General features: G+C 40.9%; 16 protein-coding genes and 2 pseudogenes. All 18 read right to left on the reverse strand.

The window, feature by feature from the left end; all coding sequences use genetic code 11:
- Positions 1–29: 29 nt before the first annotated feature.
- Positions 30–413 (reverse strand): response regulator, encoded by a 384-nt coding sequence (locus ACK4HU_RS06885; RefSeq protein WP_409804696.1) that lies wholly within the window; start codon positions 411–413, stop codon positions 30–32.
- Between the two features lie 20 nt (positions 414–433).
- Positions 434–2689: an ATP-binding protein gene (locus tag ACK4HU_RS06890; protein WP_409804698.1), complete on the reverse strand. Its 2256-nt coding sequence runs from the start codon at positions 2687–2689 to the stop codon at positions 434–436.
- 107 nt (positions 2690–2796) lie between these two features.
- Positions 2797–3012, reverse strand: a pseudogene (locus ACK4HU_RS06895) (sensor histidine kinase); the annotation flags it as partial.
- A 288-nt stretch (positions 3013–3300) separates the two neighbouring features.
- Entirely contained in the window at positions 3301–5793 is a 2493-nt protein-coding gene (locus ACK4HU_RS06900) for a hypothetical protein (RefSeq protein ID WP_409804701.1), read from the reverse strand.
- 62 nt (positions 5794–5855) lie between these two features.
- Positions 5856–9059 carry a CHAT domain-containing protein gene (locus ACK4HU_RS06905; protein WP_409804703.1) on the reverse strand — a complete coding sequence of 1068 codons (3204 nt, stop codon included), beginning with the start codon at positions 9057–9059 and terminating at the stop codon, positions 5856–5858.
- Positions 9056–9796 carry a tetratricopeptide repeat protein gene (locus ACK4HU_RS06910; protein ID WP_409804706.1) on the reverse strand — a complete coding sequence of 247 codons (741 nt, stop codon included), beginning with the start codon at positions 9794–9796 and terminating at the stop codon, positions 9056–9058. The genes ACK4HU_RS06905 and ACK4HU_RS06910 overlap by 4 nt, the downstream gene beginning before the upstream one ends.
- Entirely contained in the window at positions 9793–10365 is a 573-nt protein-coding gene (locus tag ACK4HU_RS06915) for an RNA polymerase sigma factor (protein WP_409804709.1), read from the reverse strand. Before ACK4HU_RS06915 ends, ACK4HU_RS06910 begins: the two co-directional genes overlap by 4 nt.
- Positions 10366–10474: 109 nt before the next feature.
- Positions 10475–10930, reverse strand: coding sequence for a hypothetical protein (locus tag ACK4HU_RS06920; RefSeq protein ID WP_409804711.1), 456 nt, complete (start codon positions 10928–10930; stop codon positions 10475–10477).
- Positions 10931–11053: 123 nt separating this feature from the next.
- Entirely contained in the window at positions 11054–12256 is a 1203-nt protein-coding gene (locus tag ACK4HU_RS06925) for a serine hydrolase domain-containing protein (protein WP_409804714.1), read from the reverse strand.
- A 341-nt stretch (positions 12257–12597) separates the two neighbouring features.
- On the reverse strand, positions 12598–12960 hold the full coding sequence (locus ACK4HU_RS06930; protein WP_409804736.1) for a CHAT domain-containing protein: 363 nt from the start codon (positions 12958–12960) through the stop codon (positions 12598–12600).
- A gap of 95 nt (positions 12961–13055) precedes the next feature.
- Entirely contained in the window at positions 13056–15212 is a 2157-nt protein-coding gene (locus ACK4HU_RS06935; protein WP_409804716.1) for an ATP-binding protein, read from the reverse strand.
- Between the two features lie 2 nt (positions 15213–15214).
- On the reverse strand, positions 15215–15403 hold the full coding sequence (locus ACK4HU_RS06940) for an ATP-binding protein (RefSeq protein ID WP_409804719.1): 189 nt from the start codon (positions 15401–15403) through the stop codon (positions 15215–15217).
- Positions 15396–16115 carry a DUF1016 N-terminal domain-containing protein gene (locus tag ACK4HU_RS06945; protein WP_409804721.1) on the reverse strand — a complete coding sequence of 240 codons (720 nt, stop codon included), beginning with the start codon at positions 16113–16115 and terminating at the stop codon, positions 15396–15398. Before ACK4HU_RS06945 ends, ACK4HU_RS06940 begins: the two co-directional genes overlap by 8 nt.
- 10 nt (positions 16116–16125) lie before the next feature.
- On the reverse strand, positions 16126–18156 hold the full coding sequence (locus tag ACK4HU_RS06950) for an ATP-binding protein (RefSeq protein WP_409804723.1): 2031 nt from the start codon (positions 18154–18156) through the stop codon (positions 16126–16128).
- A gap of 2 nt (positions 18157–18158) precedes the next feature.
- Positions 18159–18353 (reverse strand): annotated as a pseudogene (locus tag ACK4HU_RS06955) (sensor histidine kinase); the annotation flags it as partial.
- A 236-nt stretch (positions 18354–18589) separates the two neighbouring features.
- On the reverse strand, positions 18590–21160 hold the full coding sequence (locus ACK4HU_RS06960) for an ATP-binding protein (protein ID WP_409804725.1): 2571 nt from the start codon (positions 21158–21160) through the stop codon (positions 18590–18592).
- Positions 21161–21250: 90 nt separating this feature from the next.
- Positions 21251–21856, reverse strand: a complete 606-nt coding sequence (locus tag ACK4HU_RS06965) for a hypothetical protein (RefSeq protein ID WP_409804728.1) — start codon at positions 21854–21856, stop codon at positions 21251–21253.
- Complete coding sequence (locus tag ACK4HU_RS06970) at positions 21850–21948, reverse strand: hypothetical protein (RefSeq protein ID WP_409804739.1); 99 nt, start codon at positions 21946–21948, stop codon at positions 21850–21852. Before ACK4HU_RS06970 ends, ACK4HU_RS06965 begins: the two co-directional genes overlap by 7 nt.
- Positions 21949–21987: the final 39 nt, after the last annotated feature.

Consider the following 21987-nt stretch of genomic DNA (forward strand, 5'->3'; position numbering starts at 1 on the left):
AGCTTAGGGTGGAGTTAATCTTGGTTTTGTCAGCTGATGGATCTTGCAATCTCAGCTATCTCTAATTTGAGGTTTTCAAAATTTACTGGTTTTGTATAGAATTCCTTGGCTCCGGAATCCATCGCTTTTTTATAGTTGGCCTCGTCGCCATAGGCAGAGATCATCGAAACCTGAATCTGAGGAAAACGCGTTTTGATGATATCCAGCATCTCCAATCCGCTCATTCCAGGCATATTGATGTCGGAAAAGACATAGACAAATTTGGGAGGATTGTCGCTTGCCAGGATTTCTAGAGCTTGCTTGCCGGAGAATGCAAACTCAAGTTCCAAGGCTCCACTTCGGATTTCTTTTCTCAATTTTTGACGAAAGAGATCTTCCACATCTCGTTCATCGTCGACGATTAAAATTTTCATAGGGTAAAAGTTAAGAGTTTTTAGACAGGTAATAAAATTTCGAAAGTAGTAAACTCACCTTGCTTTGACTCTGCTTTGATTTCGCCCCCATGCGCTTTGATAATGTCATAGCTCAAACTCAATCCTAATCCCGTCCCTTGCCCGGTAGGTTTGGTGGTAAAAAATGGCTGGAAGATTTTTTCTTTAATAGAGTCGGGGATGCCATTTCCATTGTCTCTAATTGTCAGCGTGATTCCACCTTTAGTTTTTTTGCTGCCGACACGGACTTCCGGATTATATCCCTCGATTCCCTGTTTTGCTTTTTCATTTACTGCGTAAAATGCATTGTTGATCAGGTTGAGTATCACGCGACCGACATCCTGTGCCACTAGATCAATTTTTGGAAGATTTGGCTCAAAATCAGTAGTGAAACTTGCCTCAAAAGTTTTGTCCTTTGCTCTCAGCCCATGATAGGAAAGCCGAAGGTATTCATCTGCCAGTAAATTAAGATCGGTGGATACTTTCTGACCGGAACTGGATCGGCTGTGTTGCAGCATACCTTTGACGATCGCATCTGCCCGTTTGCCATGGTGGTTGATCTTTTCCAAGTTCTGCTTGATATCCTCCAGAATCTCCTCCTCCAACTGCTCCACTGTCGTAATCTCGGTCCCTGAGCTTTGTCGAAGGGCTTGTTTCTTGGCTCTTGTCTCTTGTATCTCTTCCACCAACTCTGCACTCAGTTCAGAGAAATTATTCACAAAATTCAGCGGATTCTGGATCTCATGGGCAATTCCAGCAGTAAGTTCTCCAAGCGAAGCCATTTTTTCTGATTGTATAAGTTGGGCCTGGGTGGATTTGAGATCTGAAAGCGTGGTTTCCAATACCCTGTTTGTCTTTTGCTTTTGACGGTTGTTTCGATAAAAAACAAAAGCAAGTCCCGAAAAGAACGTTAGCCCCACGAGTAAACTTGCCATTTTGACTTTGTTTTTTCCAGCGATGACTTCCTGTGTTGTTTTTTCTAACTGCATTTGCTCTTCAAAATTTGCATTTTGAAACTGGGTAAATTTTTCTTTTTGGTCTATGTTGAGACTATCTCCTATTATTTTAGCAATTGATAGATAGGCAAAGGCACTATCGACATTCCCTTTCCTATCAAAGGCATTAGATAGAAGTTTTGAGGAGGCTTCTATACCTCCCTTCGCTTTTAATTTTGAAGCCATTTGGTAAGCTGAGCTTGCGTAGTATTGCATTGAATCAACTTGTGACAAGCTTTCATACATCTTGGCCAAAGAAAGGAAGGTAATGATTTTGGCAGCCAGATTATTTTGCTCCGAATTTACATGGATTGATTTCCAATAATTGACTTTTGCGGAATCGAGGTTATTCTCCTTAAAATGAATATCCCCAAGATCTCTTAACATAGCCCCCTGATAGGTTTTATAACCTGTCTTTTCGGAATAAAACAAGCCTCTATTGGTATAGATCTTGGCGGAGTCCAATCTGTTTAATTCCAGATAAATGCTTCCTATATTCATATTACTGTTTACCAGCGAAAATTCATTGTTATGCTCTTCTCCCAAACGAATTACTTCTTTATAAGATGAGATTGCCTTTTCCATATTTCCCGCAGTAGCATAGGTGTTACCAAACTGATGAAAAACACTAGTCAAAAGTGATAATCGGAACTCTCTTGGACTGCTGTAAATAGAGAATGCATCTCCCAGATAGGCATTTTTTTCATTCTTTTCTTCTATAACAAGTGCCCTTGCCTCATTGATGGTTTTGAAGACTAATACCAGATCTCCTCGTCTTTGTAGAAGATAAGCCTTGCCGAGTAATGTACCGGCGACCCAAAGTGGCTGGTTCAACTTTTTGGCTATGGCTAAAGAATACTCCGTGTAAAATATCGCACTGTCGCGGTCTGTTTCTGCATAAAAATCCATGATTCTAAGCCCAACAGTCATCTTGAAGGTGTCATTTCTGGTCTCAGACCAAACTGTTTTCAGGCTGTCTAATTGCTGCGGTGCTTGGGAGAAAGCCTTTGAAACAATCAAAAACAGGATTCCTGCAAGTAATAATTTTTTCATGTATAATATAATTATGAATTCACTTCCATTAACCTCTTTACTTTCCACTCTAATCTCCCCTCCATGTGCCTTCACAATATCATAGCTCAATGACAATCCAAGTCCCGTTCCCTGACCAGTAGGTTTGGTGTTAAAGAAGGGTTGGAATTTTTTTTCTTTGATCGTTAATGTGATTCCCTCTTGAGTTTTTCTGCTACTTACATTTGACATGCGAGTTCAAATATCATAGCTCTAACCTATCCCGTTCATTGTCCAGTAGCGTTAGTTGTAAAGAAAGCTTGGTTTACAGTTTTTTCCTATTTTGAAGACCAAAGATTTTAGGAAAACTCAGGAATAGTTATGGTGAACTTTGTCCATTCACCTAATTTGGTCATGATTTCCAACGAACCTTTGTCTGCCTTAATTATGTCATAAGTGATGGATAGACCAAGGCCGGTTCCCTGACCAGTCGGCTTGGTGGTAAAGAAAGGCTGGAAGATTTTGTCTTTGATGGAGTCGGGGATGCCGGGGCCGTTGTCAGAAACTGAGATTTTCCTGAACCTTGATTTTATCAGAGGTTTGGTCATAAAATCTGATCCCTTCATCAGGAAATATATGCTCTTGTTAATTCCCGTCCTGAAAGGCATTAGTCTGCAAAGTATTTGGGCTGATTCTGAATATTCCGGCTATTGTTGGTGGGTTAGTGCCGAAATTGAAATTGATACCCACGTCTTTTAAAATTACCTGATTTTGTTCGGGGACCACATCGGCTATTTTTTGCAGCTAAAAAAAGCCCGGAAGAATCCATTCCTCCGGGCATGATCAAAAAAGGGTAAATCGGCTTATTTTTTAAGTGTTATTACGACCTTGGCAATTCCTTTTCTTGAATTGGCATTGGCAATCCAAGGGGCACAGGAACTGGAATTAAATAACCAGGTTGGGGTGCTTGCTGCTCCTGCGGATCTTTCCGCAAACTCATAAAACCCATCCTTCAATAAATCGGGATTCTCGAGCCAGGTCCTTGTAGTGCCTTCCGGATGGGGATTAAGCCTTGGAGAGAAGGAAATAATCGTAGCGGTATAACTTACAGCATTTTCCTGCGGTGGAATCAGGAATAAGGTAGAGGCACCACAATTGGTATAGACTCCTGATTCTGTCGGACCCCATGGTCTTGGGGTAAGGGTAACATAAATCACCTTTTTTAACTCATCATTATCTATGAGGACAGTTCCTTCAATGTCATCATATCGGATCCAAACCTCGGAATCTTTTGATTTTATATATGCTTTTAATTTGATGTTCTCAACTGCATTTTTTACCTCTTCATCCAATGCCTGATAGGTGATACTAGGAACATGTGTTATTGCACTGCTCACACCACCTACAAAGTTCCCATACTTTGCCCCGGTAGACCATTCAAACTTATAATCAAAAGTTGGATCATTTGCTTTGTAAAATTCATCCCCATTGGCCCATTCCACATATAGCTTTACTTTTTGTTTATCCTTACCACTAAGGGTTACATTCTTGGGTTTGATCTCCAGCCTAGCAGGCTTGACGGCTATGGTCGCCTTGGCTTCCCCGATTTTAGTAAGGTTTACTCCCTGCTTGACATAGGCGATTACGGTCACTGTCTCTACGGCATTGTCCGGTAAATTGGCTGAGGAGGTTTCTGCTTTGTAGGAAATGGTCTTTTGGCCGCTTTCAATTTCAGTTCCTTTATTTCCCAGGTTATCCCTTAAGTGTCCATATTTGCCTGAAGTGGACCATTTATATAGGAATGCCTGGCCATCTCCAAGTTCAGTTTTTGTTTGTACGGTCAGTTCCTCCGCTGCAAAATTAGTGACAGAGGCTTCCATGGGACTTAAGACGATGTCGTGGTCTTTGGCTATCACCTCGAATATTTCCAAAGGAGAAGAAAGGGAAATCTCACCGATCATCTTGACAAAATCAGCTCCTTTGATTGCCAAATCGATGTATTGAAGCAATTTTAAAAATCTTGCTTTTTTCATTTCCGCTCTGTATTCCTTATTGAGGTCCACATCCCAAGAGGATTTTTTCATGGCATTTTGGGCAAGAAGATCAGCCAAAACCTCTTGAAAATCACCGCTGACTTTGTCGCTGATAAAGTAGTCCAAGACATCGGACACAAATTTGGTGAGGTCTTTTGTTTCCGAAAGTTCTTTGATAAATGGAGTAAAATCCACCACTTTCTTGACAGCAGCGGCAATGGTTTTGGCATTTTCCTCGGTGGCCATATCTCCGGCAGCAGCAAATGCCTCCGACATCAGAGGGATAACCATATCCATGAAGAGGGTCTCGATCATCAGGTCTTCCCACTTTGCTTTTTCAGCATCTGTGTGCTCTCTGCCGAGCCAACTGACTCCCGGAGAGGCACCGATTACCCTTACTTTATATTTCGCCTCAGACTCATTTGCAGCAAGTGGGATATTGATCGGAGGAGAATCCTCATAAATAAACCTCGCTCCTTGACCGGCAAGCCCAACGGCGAGCGTCCCTAGAAACCCATCCAATGCCGTTGGAGAATTAACAGCTTGTTGTCCATCAGCTGGATCGCTCCCTTCAAAACTGCTTTTGAGTATTGTTTCATTCCCGTCTTTATCCTTAAATGAAGACTTGTAAACAAAGGCATGCGCCCGTCTTCTGTAAGAATTTCTCAGTATTACAGATTGAAAGTTATTGTCCATTACCTGAATCCCGCTCCTTACCCCGTTTGGATCAAAGTTGATCTGTCTGGCCTTGATGTCCAAAGGATCATTTTTCGGGATTAATTTTGCGAGGAATTCATCGAGCAAAGGAAGGTATATTCCCGATGAGAAATTAATAGGGTTTTGTTTGAAGAGGGCCTCCAGCTTCCCTATCAATGCATCAAATTCCTTGACGGTTGATATTTCAGCTATATACTTTTCCCTAAATCCAAATGGTAGGATAAAAGCACCTGAACGGAAATAAATCAAAACCTCTGCAGTGGAGGCAACAGAAAGTTTTTTGTTGGCATCACTGATAAATCCTGAAAAAATCACCCTGTCCTGCGCATCCATCAGAAATGCCATCTGAGGTTGACCGGGCTGAAAAGCGATTTTTGATTTACCTGAATCACCAACCGGAAAACTGAAGGTATTTGCCACCACTTTCATCCCGTTAAGGTTTAGAGTAGTACCCTCAGGAATTTCAATTGAAATTTCGGCTGTCGGTACATTAACCGGAACAGGATCATTATTGACCGGATCATTGTTAGGTGTCTCGATTTCTTTGCAAGAACTGACAGCCAGAAAAATAGAAAGCAGCAAAATGAGGGTAGAATTTAATTTCATGATAAAGAGGTTAGGTGTAACACCTATCCATCCAAACCCTTAAAAAATGTCATCAAAAAAAATTACAGATTTTGACCTCTTTTTTTCTTAAACAGTACAATGAAGATTAATAAAAGAAATAATCCCAATATCAAGTATATCCAGTTGAGGTTTCTCCCCAAATCAGGTATGGGCTCAGTATCTCCGATCAACACCAATCCTGCCCAATATTGGGGGGAAAGTGTCCGTCCTTTTGCTGTGGAAAGGTATTTTAATTTGGCTTCCTTCAATGCTTTATCCTTTGCCATTCCTTCGGATAAGAACTCTAGAAAATAACCGGTTATTTCCATACTGGATTTTTCATCCACTTTCCAAAGACTGGTCAAGAGACTTTCGGAACCGGCATATTGGAATGCATGGGATAGTGATACCATTCCTTCACCGGGCTGATAGACCGGTTTTCCTGTTTCGCATGCAGTAAGTAAAGTAAGGTTAGACTGCATGTTGGTGTTGTAAATCTGGTAGGCATATAAGGCATTGTCTTCTTCCAAGAGATCCCCATTTTTGGCAAAAATAAGTTTGGAAAAAACCGGGCTTATATTGTTGGATTCCGCATGGGTGCCGATATGGATGATTTTGTTTTTGGCAGCTTTTTCACGGAATGCAACAGCGGTGGATTCTTCAAAGGCAAAGATGTTACCTCCTAATGTTTTTGCAACTTTAATTGCCAGGTTTATAGTAAATGGCTGAGGCAAAAGAGAAAGATAGGCCTTGTCCAAATTGAAAGAATCGTTTACCGATTTGAGGTAATTTTCTTTCATCCGATCCAAAAAACCAGGAGTAAATGCAATATAGTTGCCACGCATTTCTTTCGAACTTTTTGTAAAACCCAACCACATACTAAACTGGTAAGAGATATCATGTTTGACAAGCAAGCTGTGCAAGAGGAACTCTTCATAAGTTTTGATTTCTTTTTGGGTCAATAAATCGAAGCTCAAATTGAACAGCATGCCATCGGGTATGATCAATACACTGGATTCATTCAAGTTGCCGCCAAATGGTTGCCAAAGCTGCTGATAAAGTTGGAAAGTAACGGCACCTAAGGCTTTTTGGTCCTGCCAAAGGGAAGGTAGTTTTTTGACCAATTCTGGATTGAAATCCAATGAATAAAGTTCCTTTTTACCATTTTTGATCACAATGGCTTTGAGATTCTCCCCTATGAAAAGATATCGGACAATTTGCCTTTCCTTCGGAAATGCCAACTCTCTTTCATGAATATCCCCATACCTGGAATGGTAATAGTCAGGAAAATCTGATTTGAGCATTTTCAAATGATTTTCCCATTTTGCGGAAGCTTCGATGAATTCCTCCATATCCCCTCCCTCAGAAAGGATATATCCCAATTTATCCCTGATCATTGACTCTTCCTCTATGATGGATACCGGTATCCCACTGAATTTGACCTGTCTTTGTTGGTTGAGTTGGGCTCTGATTTTAGCATACATGCTTGATTCATGCGTTGCGATCAATTGAAGCAAGTATTTTTCTTCTCCTGTCTTATCATATAGCTCCAATTCAATCTGCTTTATAAAATTGATGAGTTCCTGATTTTGGGAAAGCAATACGCCCAAATCCTTACTGTCGGAAAGCATTGCTTTTCTTTTTCCTAAAAGTTGAATTCCCTGTTGCAATTCATCCAACATTGATTCCAGGTAAGGAATGGAACGTTCTTTTGTGATTTTGTAATCTGACTTCCACTTAAGCAAAAATGCCATTGGTTTTTCGTACTCAATTCTTACTGAATCTGTAAGATTGGTTACAGAAACCAAAAGATTTTCAAGAATTCCGATTCCGTCCTCCGCCTCTGACTTTGCCGAAGAAAAATTCCCCAAATTATAGGATACACGACTTTTGTTGATTACCTGATGAAAACCTGGAAGTGATTTGATTCCATTGGTTTTTTTGGTGTATTCATATCCAATATTTGACAATTGTTGCGCTATTTTTGGCTCACCGTGAAGTGAAAAAAAATCAGCGGCATGACCCAAAAAACCCAGGTATACAAAATCCAAGGACTCTTTATTGGTCTGTTGAAAATAAGCCAAAGAAGTATGATAATAAGCTTTTGCGGCATCAATATTATTTTCCCCTTCTGAAATTAATGCGAGCGTGTAATAAATATTTGCCAAACGCAAGGGGAATTTTTCTTCTGTTGCATTGAGATCATCAATGGCCCGAAACAGGTAGTTTTTTGCTTCGCCATAATTCATTAAATAATTATGGACCTGACCCACCATGATAAGACTTTCTGTGATTTCAGGGTGTCCCGCCGGGAAATACTTCTCTTTCTCCTTTAGCGTATATTCATGGATTTGAAGGGCTTGGAGATAGTTCCCCATACTTTTATAGGTGATTCCCAGGTTCATCGAACTGTAAAAAATGGAAAACATCGCACGATCCCGCTTGGGATCATCAATTGCCTGTTCGGCAAAGGCTTTACTGTTCGCGATGGATGACTTGACCATTTTAACACTTTCATCAAGCTTGCCTTTCACGTCATACACGGCTGCAAGATTCCCTTCTATCATTGCCTTTCGGTACAATCGGTTGGTAGGATTGTCCTCCATTCGGTCCAAATAAGCAATACCCTCTTTCCAGTAATATTCCGCAGAATCCCACATGGAGGCATACCAATAGGAGACACCCAAATCATTGAGGATATTGAAGCGGCTCTCAGAACTGGTATTTGGATCATTATCAAAGCCCTCTAAGGCCTTGAGGGTATGAGATCGGGCTAGTCCAAAATCATTCAGTCTAGTGGCAATAACTCCAAGATTTCGCTCAATGATCGCCCATTCTGAAGGGGTATGTTCAGGGATTTGGTAGGTAAGAGCCAAGGCTTTTTTATTGGCATCATAAGCCATTTGAATCTTTCCTGCAAACATAAAATACCGATGTGACTCCAAATGGGCCTGTCTCAAAACTCTTGGATCCTGACTTTTTTTACCGAGAAAATCCAACCAAAACCGGACCCTGGCCATCCCAAATTCCATGTCATTTTGTTTGTTGCCAATAAATCCTGCCATGGGTACAAAATAGCTTAGATTTAAAAAATCATAATTTCCAATATAATAGCTTGTATGGGTATCGAATAAAATAACTGCACTGTCCAACTTGTCCTTATTGATCGCTTTTTGGACTTCAGCCAATCGCTCATCGACAGTTTGCCCAAATAGTAGAATAGGCAAAATAATCCATAAGAAACTTAAGAAAGCTGTCTTTTTCACTTCACCGTTAGTTCTTTCAACAATTCAATTGCCCGGTAATCTTGGCTTTGTTCCAAGACTTCTACTGCTTGATCATTTTTTCCTTCAAGGATATAAGCCAAGCCCAAATACCAAATAGCATCTTTTTGGAAGAAAGATATTTCATTATTCGCCACAGCCTCAAAATAAGTAATGGCTGGATCAGCGTTTTTGAGTGCCAAATGGGAAGCTCCCAGAAAATATTGTATGGTGTCGTTTTCGGGTCTTACCTGGATCAATTTTTCCCATCGCCCAATGGCCTCCTTATAATTTGCTGATTTATAGTCCACCATCGCCCTGTCAAATTCATAATTTGTCTCTGAACTCATGGCAGTCACCAATCCCGGGTCTTCTTGATAATATTGAGCAAAGAGACTTCTAGCGTCTGATTGCTGAGGATATAAGACCCAAACAGCAGTGGCAATGCACAGTGCAATAGCAGCTGCTGCAACCCAAGGCCAAAAGTTTATGCTTCTGTTTGGTGAAATGATTTGGTTTTCAGTATCTATTTCCTGATGGAAAATTTCCAGATTGTTACGAAGAGCTACTTCCTCGATACCCGAAATAATCTTTTTTACTTCAAGGTATTTTTGCCTCAGATCAGCATTTTTTTTCATCTCTGATTCGAAAGCGTCGATTTCCTCGGGACTTACATTACCCAGGATATATTCCTCTATCCTTTCAAACTCTTCTTGCGGTATATAATTTGGGTTTTTCAATTTCCTGTCTCGGTTTTAGTTTTCCATTTTTCTTTTAGGCGTTGGATACACCTGTATTTATTGTTTCTGGCTGTTGCAGGGGTCCAGTTAAAGGAGTCAGCAATTTGTTCCATGCTTTCCTTTTGGTAGTAGAACCTTTTGAGGATTTCTTTGCAGTTATCTCCTAGATTCTGAAAGGCCATCGTCACCCACTCATGATTTGCTTCTAGATCCGGATCGTTATCCTCTGACCTGTCCGGTATATTGTCAAGTAGTACAGTTTTTGTTTTGTTTTTTAATGAGCGGAGCTTATCCAACCATTTATTTTTGGCAATCTGATAGAGATAACCGTTGATTGCAGTTCCATTATCCGGTGTAAATTTCCCAGACCGAACATTGTTCCAAACAGCTACAAAGGCTTCTTGATAAATATCTTTCGCATCTTCCTGGTTTCCGTTGTTCGCCAGAATAAACTGCTCTGTTTTTTTGAATTCTGTTTGGTAGATTTGCCGGATTATCTCGGAATTATTGGATTTAATTCCTTTTATTATTTCTTCCTGGGAGTATTTTCTAAAAGTATATTCCTGCATGATTAAGACGCTTACAGAAATATACAATTAAATGCCTTTTATCCTAAAATCACTTTGCCAGAAAATCAATTTTCTGCTTTGACCCAGATGTATATTTGATTTTCGATCATCAATTTTCAAGTACTGTCACTTCTATCGCTTTATAATTTGGTTTTGCATTTTGCAACTGTGTTTGAAAGGTTTGAAACATTTGGTCTTTTACTGTGGAAGAAACCCCAATGCCTGCATAGGGTGTACCTATCATTACTACGAAGAATAGTTTGTCACCTCTTTTTTCCAACTGGTTGGCCCTTCTTACATTGGTACTACCGAAAGTCCCATCTTCCTTCACTATTTTGATTTCATAGCCGTTGACATTTGCTCTTTCGGGAAAGCCGGCTTCAAACCTTGCATTGGAAATATTAAAAGTACCGTCATTATTTGCCAATAGAGGGATAATCCCCTCGAAAGGCACTCTGAAAACTTTTGCGTTTAGCAAGTCATCGTTCGGTTCTTCAGTTTCAGTGCATGAAACTGAGATAAGGATAAGAAACAGAAAGGCAAATAATTTTGATGGATATTTCATTATGTTCTTTTTTAGATTCTAACCATACATCGAATACATTATTAAATTGTCATCAAAAAAACTTAGCCAAATTTCTTTGGCTAAGCCAAATTACACTCCATTAAAAAAAATAACCCTTAATACTTAGAACTGGTCAATATCCTGATAGGCGTTGAGGTTGTTGTTCAACAAATCAACCAATAGGGCTTGATGTGCCTGTGCAAATATGTTATAAACGGGACCGTTGGTGTAATCAGCATTGCCGTTAAAAATCAGCACTACCGCCATACCGTTGCTTTCAGTCATAAAAGAAGATCTGGTGCCTGGAAGTGCCCCATAGAAATAATATCTGGTATTCCATTTGACAATTCCGTTACCAAAGTTTGGATTCAATGGAGAAGGCCCTGAACCCTGAATGAATTGTTGATAGGTAGTGGCATTCAAAATGTCAGGTCGGCTTGGATTCCCGTCAATAGCCAAGACAAACTTCAACAAGTCACTCGCATTTATAACAAGGCCCCCATCTCCATCCCTTCGCTCTATGTTCAGGTTATATTCAAATCCCTTGGTTCCCCCTTGTCCATAATATTTGGTTTCATCAGGATGGAGATTGGCCATAGCTGATTTTCCAAATACAGCCGAATTGATTCCTAAGGGAGTAAGAAAATCGTCCTTCATAAACTGGTAAAACGACTTTCCTGTTACTTTTTCAATGATTCTGGCAGCAACGAAATAGTTGGTATTGACATACCAATATCTTGTTCCAGGGTCATGTTTTAATAATGCATTATCCATCATCCAATTGAAGAAAGCGATATTGTTCATGGTAGGATTGAAATCGATCGCATCCCTGTCATTGGCCAATACCCAACCTCCGGTAGTCATCTGAAGGAGGTGCCTAACAGTCACATTTAGTATCCTGTCATTGTAGGCTTTGGTGCCAAATTCTGATCCTAAGATGCCTCCCTGCCCAAACACTCTGTCATCAAGACTGAGTTGCCCTGCTTGCACCAGGCGCATAATAGCTACACCTGTAAAAGTTTTGGACACACTTGCAACTCGCATGCGGTGCTTGGTGGTCATATCTATGTTGCCCTCTACGTCTGCTTTGCCATAGGCTTTTTTATAGACCAATTTACCGTTTTTGCTGATCGCCAAAGAAGCACCGGGTATTTTTTGGGCTGTCATAAAATCGATGATTTTGGAATCGATGACATCGATATCTTTTTGGGTTTGCAAGGGAGGGGTAGGATCGTTTTCTTTTGGATCACAGGCGGTCCACAACATCGAAGCTGCTACTAATAATGTCCAAATGAAGGCGGGACGGATAATTTTAGAAGGTTTCATATTTGATGTATTTGGAAGATTTGTTGGAAAAATTGGAGTTGTAATCGGGAATTAACCCTTCATCGGAATAAAGAATGTATGTCATCATTTTTTGTGCGATGTTTTTAAAAAAATACCCGGAAATGTGTTAAGCTGGAACTTGGAAAATCAATCCACAGATAAAATATTCAGAGTCGAAATAAATAACAGAGTCAGTGCAGATCGTTTAAGCAGTTACAATTGAATATCGTGCTGAATCAACCATCCACCGCTGGAATCCTAACTTTCATTTTGTGGGCAGATACATATCTCCAAATCAATTCTGCAGCAAGAAAAATAGCCAAGCCTTAAAAAAAATATTTTCACGAAATAATAGTCTCCAAATAAATCGGGCTATTGTCATCGATCAAAATGATTCCAGCCCAAAACTCAGGGGACAGAGCCTTCCTATTGGCATAACGTAGGTAATACATTTTTGCTTCTCCCAAAGCCGAAGCGATGTCTTTCCCTTCGGTCAGTTTTTGATAAAAGATTTCAGTGATCTGACTGCCTGCTTTTTCATTGATTTTCCAAAAGCCCACCGATAAGCTTTCGCTCCCTGAATAAGGAAAAGCATGGGCAAGGGACAACATCCCTTCTCTGGGAACTATTGTTCTCCGGCCCATTTTGCAGGCTGTCAGGACCGCCAATTGTGAGTTGAGGTGAAGGTTGTAATCCCTGTAGATAGATTCCTGGAATGGCTTCTATTTCTGATTTTGATTCTGAGATAAATATCAAAATAAATCAGGAGCTGAGTTTATGGAAAGGCCTGAATTTTATCTTAAATGGGTAAGGCAATCTCAAATATGGTTTCTCCCGGTTTGGAAGATACCGATAGCTTCCCTCCATGCGCCTTCACAATATCATAAGATAAAGACAATCCCAATCCCGTTCCTTGCCCCGTTGGCTTGGTAGTAAAGAAAGGCTGGAAGATTTTGTCCTTGATGGAGTCGGGGATGCCGGGGCCGTTGTCTTTTATAGAAATTTCTATTTTGTCGTCGAGGTTTTTGGTGGAGAGGGTGACTTGGGGCGTAAGACCTGCCAGGTTTTCAAAACCTTGCAGGTCTCTCCTGGAACAGGCATAAAAAGCATTGTTGAGGATATTGAGCAGGACTTTTCCTATTTCAGGCCTAACGAGTTCCAATTGTGGAAGAGTCGGGTCGAAATCGGTGATAAGTTCTATTTCAATATCCTTGTTTTTGGATTTGAAGCTTTGGTAAGCGAGGTTCAGATATTCCTTTGTCAAGGTATTGATGTCAGTCAGTTCTTTGACACCAGAACCTGTTTTGCTATGCTCGAGCATGCCTTTCACGATCGCATCTGCCCGCTTCCCGTGATGATTGATCTTTTCTAAGTTTTGCTTAATATCCTCTAGGATCTCATCTTCTTCACTAGCGGTTTGTTTGTCTTGTGTCTTGCGTCTTATGTCTTGAATCTCATCCAATAATTCCGCACTTACCTCCGAAAAATTATTCACAAAATTCAGCGGGTTCTGAATCTCATGAGCTATACCAGCAGTGAGTTCACCGAGGGATGCCATCTTCTCGGATTGGATGAGTTGGGCTTGGGTGGATTTGAGGTTTTCGAGAGACTGATTCAGTTCTCTGGTGCGCTCTTTTACCTTTTTTTCGAGGGTTTCATTTTGTGAGTATAAAATGGACTCCTTTTCTTTTGAGAGTTTCAGTACCCTGTCCAGGTTAAGCCTTAATTCCTGACTTCGCTTGCCAAAGGCGTATCCTAAGTAAATAGCTAAACCAACGGAATTGAGCATTTGGGCAAAAGGAATATAGTCGTTTATATAAAAATCTGTTATACCAATATCGTTCTGTATTACACCAATACCGGTTAAAATAATTATCGCCCAGAATACTATTGAAATAAAACTAGAACTCAGAAATAAGATACTAGCCACTCTATTTTTGTTCCAGGATTTTAAAGCTATTCTTATAGTGGCCACCATAAGAAGAAGTGCCCAAGCTGTGGTTAATGTAAGAGGGTCGTATAAAAAGTAACAGCCAATAGCGATAAGACCTAAAAATGTTACTGCTTTATAGGTAAAATCTATGGGCTGCTCCACAATGCTGTACAAGCAATACAGTAAGATTGAAGAGGAAAATACAAGACAGGTGGCATATAGGAAGGAATTCCAAAACTCATCTACATAATAACCATTCGACCAGATTATTCCAGTGTAAAACAGACTCAAAAAAAGATTAGAAATGGCGAAGTATCCATTGATTTTTTCATTGGGGAAGACCAAGTAAAAGGATATGAATATGATAAACATTAAGAGCGCGATGCCTAAAGCGATGTGATAGTTTTTTATATACCGTTGAAAGCCAGCGATTCGTCTATTTTTTATTGTATCGGTGGATGTGGCATTGCTAAGGGTTGAAACTGAAAGTCCAATGTCCCCATTGGTATTCGTATACAGGGGGTACTTATATTGTGCGTTGACATAGCGCACAGCCAACACATGTTCCTTTCCTTTTTCCAGTGGCAATTGAAGAATTTGCCTCAGAGGATTATTAAAAATGATTTCGTCTTTGTTAGCACTTACTTTCCCCAATTCATGAATCAGCTTCCCCTCTAAATAAACCTCCGAGGCTCCTAGCTGCCTGATATTTAAAACAATAGTCTGTGTTAAGCTGCCATCCGCTTTAATGCGTTTTCTGAACCAGGCAATTTCACCGCGGTTGGCGATGGCATGTTCACCATCGGGCATGTTTAGATTGTAAGCACTGACTTCGTTCCATGAAGCGTCATCAAAATCCGGATTGGCCCAAGCTGGATCATCTCCTTTTTGATAAAGCCAGTCCTCTGTTAAATTCTTCCAACCCTCTGAAAAAGTAGTGTCTGAGATTACAAACACTCTTTCTGACTGACCAAAAAGTGTCAGCGGAAGAAGTAGAAAGATTAGAGCGTAAAATTGTTTCATAGCTAAGAATTATTGACTGGTATTAACATCATAAAAGTACTTCCAACTCCTTCTTGAGTTTCCACTTTCAATTCCCCTCCATGCGCCTTCACAATATCATAGCTCAAACTCAATCCAGTTCCCGAACCCGTTGGTTTGGTGGTGAAGAAGGGTTGCAGGATTTTGTCAGCTATTTTTCCACAATTATTCATTGCCGTCCTCTTTTCTTTGAAGCGTATTGTTGACAAGTTTGATTAAATCATTTCTATCAGGCAGGTACAATTGGTACTTGCTCACAAATAGCTGGCTATTCATGCCATAAGTTTCAGAAGGAAGTTGTTCTTCCGGGATCTTCAAGAATTCAAAAACATATGGGTCCTTTAAGATATCTCTGGGATTGGCTATTTCAAGACCCTGCGAGGCAAGCTTCAAAATTTCCTCCTTGTTTTTGCTGAGTGCTAGTCGCTGGAAAAGTGCAGATTTTTTTTGTCTTTTCAATTGTGGTATTGACCATTTTTCAGCTATGGATTGATTTTCATAAAACTTCCTTTCCAAGTCATCTTCTATTTTCAATAGTTCCACAAAATGCGACCAGCTCAATTGGTGAGAAGGCTTCTGACTTATTGGGTATCGAAGGTATAAAAGTCTCATATACACAACATTACTCCTACTGAATCCTTTGCCATGAATGAGAGAAAGGTCTTTAGATAAATTGCTTATGAGTGCCTTTCCATATTCTGCCCGGGCAATTCCTCCCTGCTCAAACTCTACAATATGCCGGCCTATTTCCCAATAGGTTTCCAGTAATTGGGTGTTTACAGCATGTGTAGCTTTTACTTGCCCTGAAACATAAGTATTGGAAATAGCTGCCAACAAATGCTGATAATCGGGCTGGGAAGTATTTTTCAAGATATCTTTTTCCATAAAAGAAATTTTAAGATATAGTCATTGGCAAGATGATGGTGAATGTTGAACCTTCCCCCTCCTTCGTCTCCACCCTCAACTCCCCTCCATGCGCCTTCACGATATCATAGCTCAAGCTTAACCCCAGTCCAGTTCCCGAACCTGTCGGTTTGGTGGTAAAGAAAGGTTGGAAGATTTTTTCTTTGATGGAGGAGGGGATGCCAGGGCCGTTGTCGGAAACTGAGATTTCAATATACCCCCCCTTGCCCCTCCCGATTTCTCGGGACAGGCTCTCAGGGGGGAGTTGTTTTGTGCAAACCTTGATTTGTGGTGTATAATCTGAACCAGAGGTGTTCGGTTTTTCAGCGACCGCACTTCGACTTCGCTCCGCACAGGCGTAGAAAGCATTGCTATACAAGTTGAGCAGGACCTTGCCGATATCCTGGGGAATGACTGAAATCTTCGGAAGATCGGGATCCAGATTTGTCTGAAACTCAACTTTGAAATTGGGATCTTTCGCTAGAAATGACTGGTAGGTCATCCGAAGGAAATCATCTGCAAGGGCGTTGATGTCGGTTGGTTCTTTCTGTCCGGAGCCTCTTTTGCTATGCTCGAGCATTCCCTTCACTATCGCATCTGCCCGCTTGCCGTGGAGGGTGATTTTAGAGAGATTTTCCTTGATGTCTGTTGAAATAATCTTTGCTTCCTGAATGTCCCCTTTATCCAACTCTTCATTCAACTCATCCATGAGCTCGTTACTTACTTCCGAAAAATTATTAACAAAATTCAGCGGATTCTGAATCTCATGGGCGATACCGGCGGTGAGTTCTCCAAGCGAGGCCATCTTTTCGGATTGGATGAGTTGGGCTTGGGTGGATTTTAATTCATGTAAAGTGCTTTCAACTTTTTGTTTTTGTTCCTGTAAAACTGTGTTCGCTTTTTTTCTGTTGAGATTGTTCCTGTAAAGCAGCAAGGCAATGAGTAAGAATACGCCCAAACTTACTAGCAATGCATACTGCTTCACCTGTGCCTGATAAGCAGCTTTTGCTGCTGCCATTTCCTGTTGCCGGGCATCCTCCTGTGCTACCAAAGCTAGTATTGCCTGTAAATTTCCGGCACCAAACGTGCCTTCCTTTGTTGCTGCAGCTATTTTGTAATACCGCAGTGCTTCTGAAGGATTGGTGGATTCAAACATTTCAGCTAAAAGGTTTCCACAAGCAAGAACCCCCCTCGGATTGCTACCCTTCTGCGCATATTCCAATCCGATTTGGGCACAATAAATACTTGAATCCGCTCTTCCTTCATCCTTGTACATTTTGGCCATTTCTGAATAAGTAGAGGAAGCAACCCAATAATCCTTCAGATAATCAGCAGCCTGAATGCTCTCTTTGAAATAACGCAAGGCCATAGGCTTGTTTCCTTTCTTAATTTCAAGGGTCGCCAAATTCCGGCACACATCTGCCGTTAGGTCACTAATCAGGTACATATTATCATATGCTAACTTCGCATAATAATAGGCAGAATCTACCAGGTCCAACCTTTCATATGCATTTCCTAAATTAAGCCAGTTGAGCGCATTGGATCTAACCAGATGGTCAGTCCCTATAATCCCGATAGCATTATGATAGAAACGCACCGCTTTTGCATGTTGACCCAAATCATTGAAAACACCTCCTATCCGCATAATACATAAGGCCATTTCATTCCTGTAGTTGTTTTCCTCAGCAATGTGCAGGCTTTTGTACATATTTTTTAATGCTGTTGAATAATCTCCTTTATATCGGCTAATAAGGCCCATGATTTGATAGGCCAAGGATTCCCCCCGCAGAAATTTTATCTTTTGGGCTAATTGAAGTGCTTCCTGACTATAAGCGAAGGCAATATCAAAATTTTGGTAGCGATGATAGTATCCCAATTCGGCCAATATCAATACTTTGCTCGTATCATCTTTTGCTTTCGCCAATTCTATACTCAAACTATCGGTGTATTTGCTTTGACCTGATAAATTTGAAGCAATGATGGTTGTAAATAATAATGATAAAACAATTTTATGTATATGCATACTTATACAGGAATTTGAATGGTAAATATACTTCCCTTCTCTTCTTCAGTTTCTACTTGTAATGAACCACCGTGGGCTTTCATTATATCATAACTCAATGATAAACCCAATCCTGTTCCCTGTCCGGTGGGTTTGGTGGTGAAGAAAGGCTGGAAGATTTTGTCTTTGATGGAGGCGGGGATGCCGGGGCCGTTTTCATCTTCCATGTTAGGATTTAAGGCAGTGGGATTCATTCTTTCCCATGCACTCAAATCTATATCCGGATTTGCCCAATTAGGATCATGGCCTTGTTTGAAATGCCAACCATCAAGTGGGGCTAAAAAAATTCGTTGGTGGGTTTGAAATTGACCAGCGGATAGCAATATTGACTCTTCTTGGGCAAAACCGGTTAATGCTAAAGCCTCAAAAGCAAAAAGAAATATCAGCAGCCTCTTCATATCACAGTGTTTTTTGAAAGAGAGATTAAAAAACTTGTCCCTTCTCCGACTCTTGAATAAACCTGCAACTCCCCCCCATGCGCCTTCAAAATATCATGCGTAATACTCAACCCTAATCCCGTTCCTTCAGTCCCTTTTTTGGTAGTAAAGAAAGGCTGCAGGATTTTGTCCTTGATGTCGTCTGGGATGCCAGGGCCATTATCTTCGATTTCGATGGTGATGTTACCATCGAGTTTTTTTGTGCGCACTTTGAGAGACGCAAGGTGCTGCGTCTTTAAAGACTTAAGGGCATCAAACGCATTGTTACAAAGGTTTAGAATCACCCGGCTAAAATCTTCTCCTATCAGGTTTATCTTACCGATGGAATCATCTAAATCCAATTGAATATCAACCTCGATCGGATTCTTCCCTGCCCGCATCCCATGAAAACTCAAGTTCACATATTCCTTAATGAGCGCATTCAAATCAGTAGGTTCTTTTTTACCGGAACCTCCACGGGAATGCTGTAGCATAGATGTTACAATGCCATTTGCCCTAGAACCATGTTCATGTATTTTTCCTAAATTGGACTGGATATCTTCCAGGATTTCGTCCACCAACGTCTCGTCTCTTGTTTCTTGGCTCTTGGCTCTTTCTTCTTTTATCTCCTCAATCATCTCCATCGATACCTCCGAGAAGTTATTCACAAAATTCAGCGGATTCTTGATCTCGTGGGCGATGCCGGCGGTGAGTTGGCCGAGGGAGGCGAGTTTTTCCTGTTGGACTAATTGATCCTGGGCTGATTTCAGATTGGTGTGGGCAACTTCCAGATTTCGGTATGCTTTCTCAATTTCCCGTGCCTGCTCAAGCTCTTTTTCTTTTGCACGCTCTCGTTCTTTGCGGACCAATCGCTGATGCTGAAAATGATTTGCACTGTACAATATAATGGCAAGCAGCAATGCATACAATCCGTACGCCCACCAAGTTCTCCACCATGGCGGGGTGATGGTAAAACTGAGCTTTGCACCTTCCTCATTCCAAATCCCGTCGTTGTTGCTTGCGATCACCTGAAAGGTATATTCTCCAAAAGGTAGATTGGTGTAGATAGCCCGACGATCACCTGATGGAATGATCCAATCCTCGTCATAGCCAATAAGTCGGAATTTGAACGCCACTTTTTCGGGTGCGGTCAGACTGAGCGCACTGTATTCAAATACAAGCCGGTGATTGCCGGGTGGCAATTTTTGAGGATCGGTCAGATTAAGCGATTCGCCGTTCCAACCGAAGCCGTGAATAACCACAGGTGGAGGGACAGGATTACTTGACAGATTTGCAGGGTCGATTTCAAGAAGGCCATCGAATGTCGGAATAAGGATTTTTCCCTCAGGGCTGATCGCAGAATGTCTCGAACCAACGCTGGCTCGGCTTCGCATGCCATCCCCTTGATCAAACAATCGCCAGTTAATCTGCTCTGTTTTATTATCCAGATAATCATTGATTTCTTGCTTCTTTGCTCTAATGACGCCTTTGTTGGTCGGGAACCAGACGTAACCAAGCTTATCAGGCAAAAAATTGAAAACCGAAATTTCCGGCATACCTGATTCATACCCGGTGCGGGTGAGTATTTCGTTTTTGTACCTGTATAAACCTGAACTTGTTGTCAACCAGACAACACCATCTTCATCCTCATAAGAAGTGAAAACCGTGGCATTTTTTAATTCTTCGGTAGCCTCATTTATTACCAGGTTGCCATCAGGGTCTATCAGTAATATTCCATCATCGAATGTGGTAACAAGCCAGTTTTGGTTAGCTAGTTTCCGTATAGAGCTTATGAAAACCACGGTGAAATCAACATTCGGAAATTTTAGGAATTCGAGTTCATCATTGTCATTTAGAAAGGAAATACCTTTAAAGGGGACGCCAAACCAAATCATATTCTCGTAGTCTTCAAATACATATCTAATTTGCTCATTAAATCTTTTTTCTCCATTTATTGAAATCCTGACTGATCCGATACTGGCACCAACCCAGATATTTTGCTTAGAGTCCGTTAAAATCATGAAGATGTTTACCAAGTTTGCCTGTATTTCAGGGTCTTGGATACGAATTGGAAGTACTGCGCCATCTTTAATCTCGTAAAGGCGATGTTCATCTGTGCCAACAATATATCCTCCATCTTTGAAGGTTGACACACCGCGAATATTTCTACTACCTAAACCCTCTTCCATGGAATAAATGGAAAATTTCCCTTTACTGAATCTATATAAACCACTCAATGATGAAAGCCAGATATTTCCTTCTCGGTCTTCTATCATATCCGTGATGGAAATGTCACGAAGTGGATGATTGTCAGGAAGATGTGAGAAGTTATCATCGTCAGGAGCCAAATATGACAGCCCATTGGCGTGAGCAATCCAGATTCCACCGGACTGGTCTTCAAGGAATAGTCTTGGTGCTTTATCAGCGTATCGACCGAAGGGGATTGGGTGGTCAGTACCATACCTCTTAAAGGTGCTGTCCTCTTTGATGAATAAATCTCTTGTGGTAGCTAGCCAGACTCTGTCCCGACTATCAACAAATAAATCCAATAACGATCCGTTCTCATTGAGACCATTTGAAAAAGGAAATAGCTGTGACTCTCCGACTGCGAAACGCTGGATTGAAGTCGGATTGCCTCCTCAGATTCCACCCTTACTATCAGTTCGGCGATTGATGTGAAGAGTTTGGTTTATAAATAAAGAGTCCCGTTCATTCAGTGTTAAATTTTTAAAATCTCCTGTATTAGTGTCAACAATAATAAATGGTGTTAACGCATTATTTTGAGAAAGCAAATATCCGCCCGTTTTGGTTGTTGCGATGAAGTCTCTGAATCTGATATTCGGTATAAACTGTTGAAACACTCCGTGCTTATAATTCAATAAACCGGTGTTCCCCGTTGTAATCCAAAGCGTGCTGTCACTACTCTCGGTAACTGCACTGATGTTGTCGCTTTCCAATAAGGGGACATTTCGAGTCGTAAAAGAAGTGAAGGTCACCCCATCAAACCGAATCAGGCCCGTGTAACCTGTCAGCCATATAAATCCATCGCTTGATTGGAAGGCAGACAATACCAAATCGGAGGGTAGCCCGCTGTTGATGTCCCAATGCTCAAGGGTGTATTGTCCAAAAAAATTTGAATTGGGTTTTAAATTTTGGGAATAGGAATGAGAAATCGAAAAATTCCCAAGGATGAGAATTAGAAGAATGCTCCTAATGTATATCAGTTTATTTCGTTTTTTTAGCATGGCAAAATTATTTTAAATACTGACCCCTCCGTTCCTGATTCGATTTCGAGGCTACCCCCATGCGCCTTCAAAATATCATGCGTAATACTCAACCCTAATCCCGTTCCTTCAGTCCCTTTTTTGGTAGTAAA

The sequence above is a fragment of the Algoriphagus sp. genome, assembly GCF_046296635.1.
GTDB lineage: Bacteria > Bacteroidota > Bacteroidia > Cytophagales > Cyclobacteriaceae > Algoriphagus.

Excerpts from the sequence above, each read along its gene's own strand:
- ACK4HU_RS06885 (WP_409804696.1), bottom strand. The coding sequence starts at position 413 with ATGAAAATTTTAATCGTCGACGATGAACGAGATGTGGAAGATCTCTTT.
- ACK4HU_RS06890 (WP_409804698.1), bottom strand. The coding sequence starts at position 2,689 with ATGTCAAATGTAAGTAGCAGAAAAACTCAAGAGGGAATCACATTAACG.
- ACK4HU_RS06900 (WP_409804701.1), bottom strand. The coding sequence starts at position 5,793 with ATGAAATTAAATTCTACCCTCATTTTGCTGCTTTCTATTTTTCTGGCT.
- ACK4HU_RS06915 (WP_409804709.1), bottom strand. The coding sequence starts at position 10,365 with ATGCAGGAATATACTTTTAGAAAATACTCCCAGGAAGAAATAATAAAA.
- ACK4HU_RS06920 (WP_409804711.1), bottom strand. The coding sequence starts at position 10,930 with ATGAAATATCCATCAAAATTATTTGCCTTTCTGTTTCTTATCCTTATC.
- ACK4HU_RS06925 (WP_409804714.1), bottom strand. The coding sequence starts at position 12,256 with ATGAAACCTTCTAAAATTATCCGTCCCGCCTTCATTTGGACATTATTA.
- ACK4HU_RS06935 (WP_409804716.1), bottom strand. The coding sequence starts at position 15,212 with ATGAAACAATTTTACGCTCTAATCTTTCTACTTCTTCCGCTGACACTT.
- ACK4HU_RS06940 (WP_409804719.1), bottom strand. The coding sequence starts at position 15,403 with ATGAATAATTGTGGAAAAATAGCTGACAAAATCCTGCAACCCTTCTTC.
- ACK4HU_RS06945 (WP_409804721.1), bottom strand. The coding sequence starts at position 16,115 with ATGGAAAAAGATATCTTGAAAAATACTTCCCAGCCCGATTATCAGCAT.
- ACK4HU_RS06950 (WP_409804723.1), bottom strand. The coding sequence starts at position 18,156 with ATGCATATACATAAAATTGTTTTATCATTATTATTTACAACCATCATT.
- ACK4HU_RS06965 (WP_409804728.1), bottom strand. The coding sequence starts at position 21,856 with ATGCTAAAAAAACGAAATAAACTGATATACATTAGGAGCATTCTTCTA.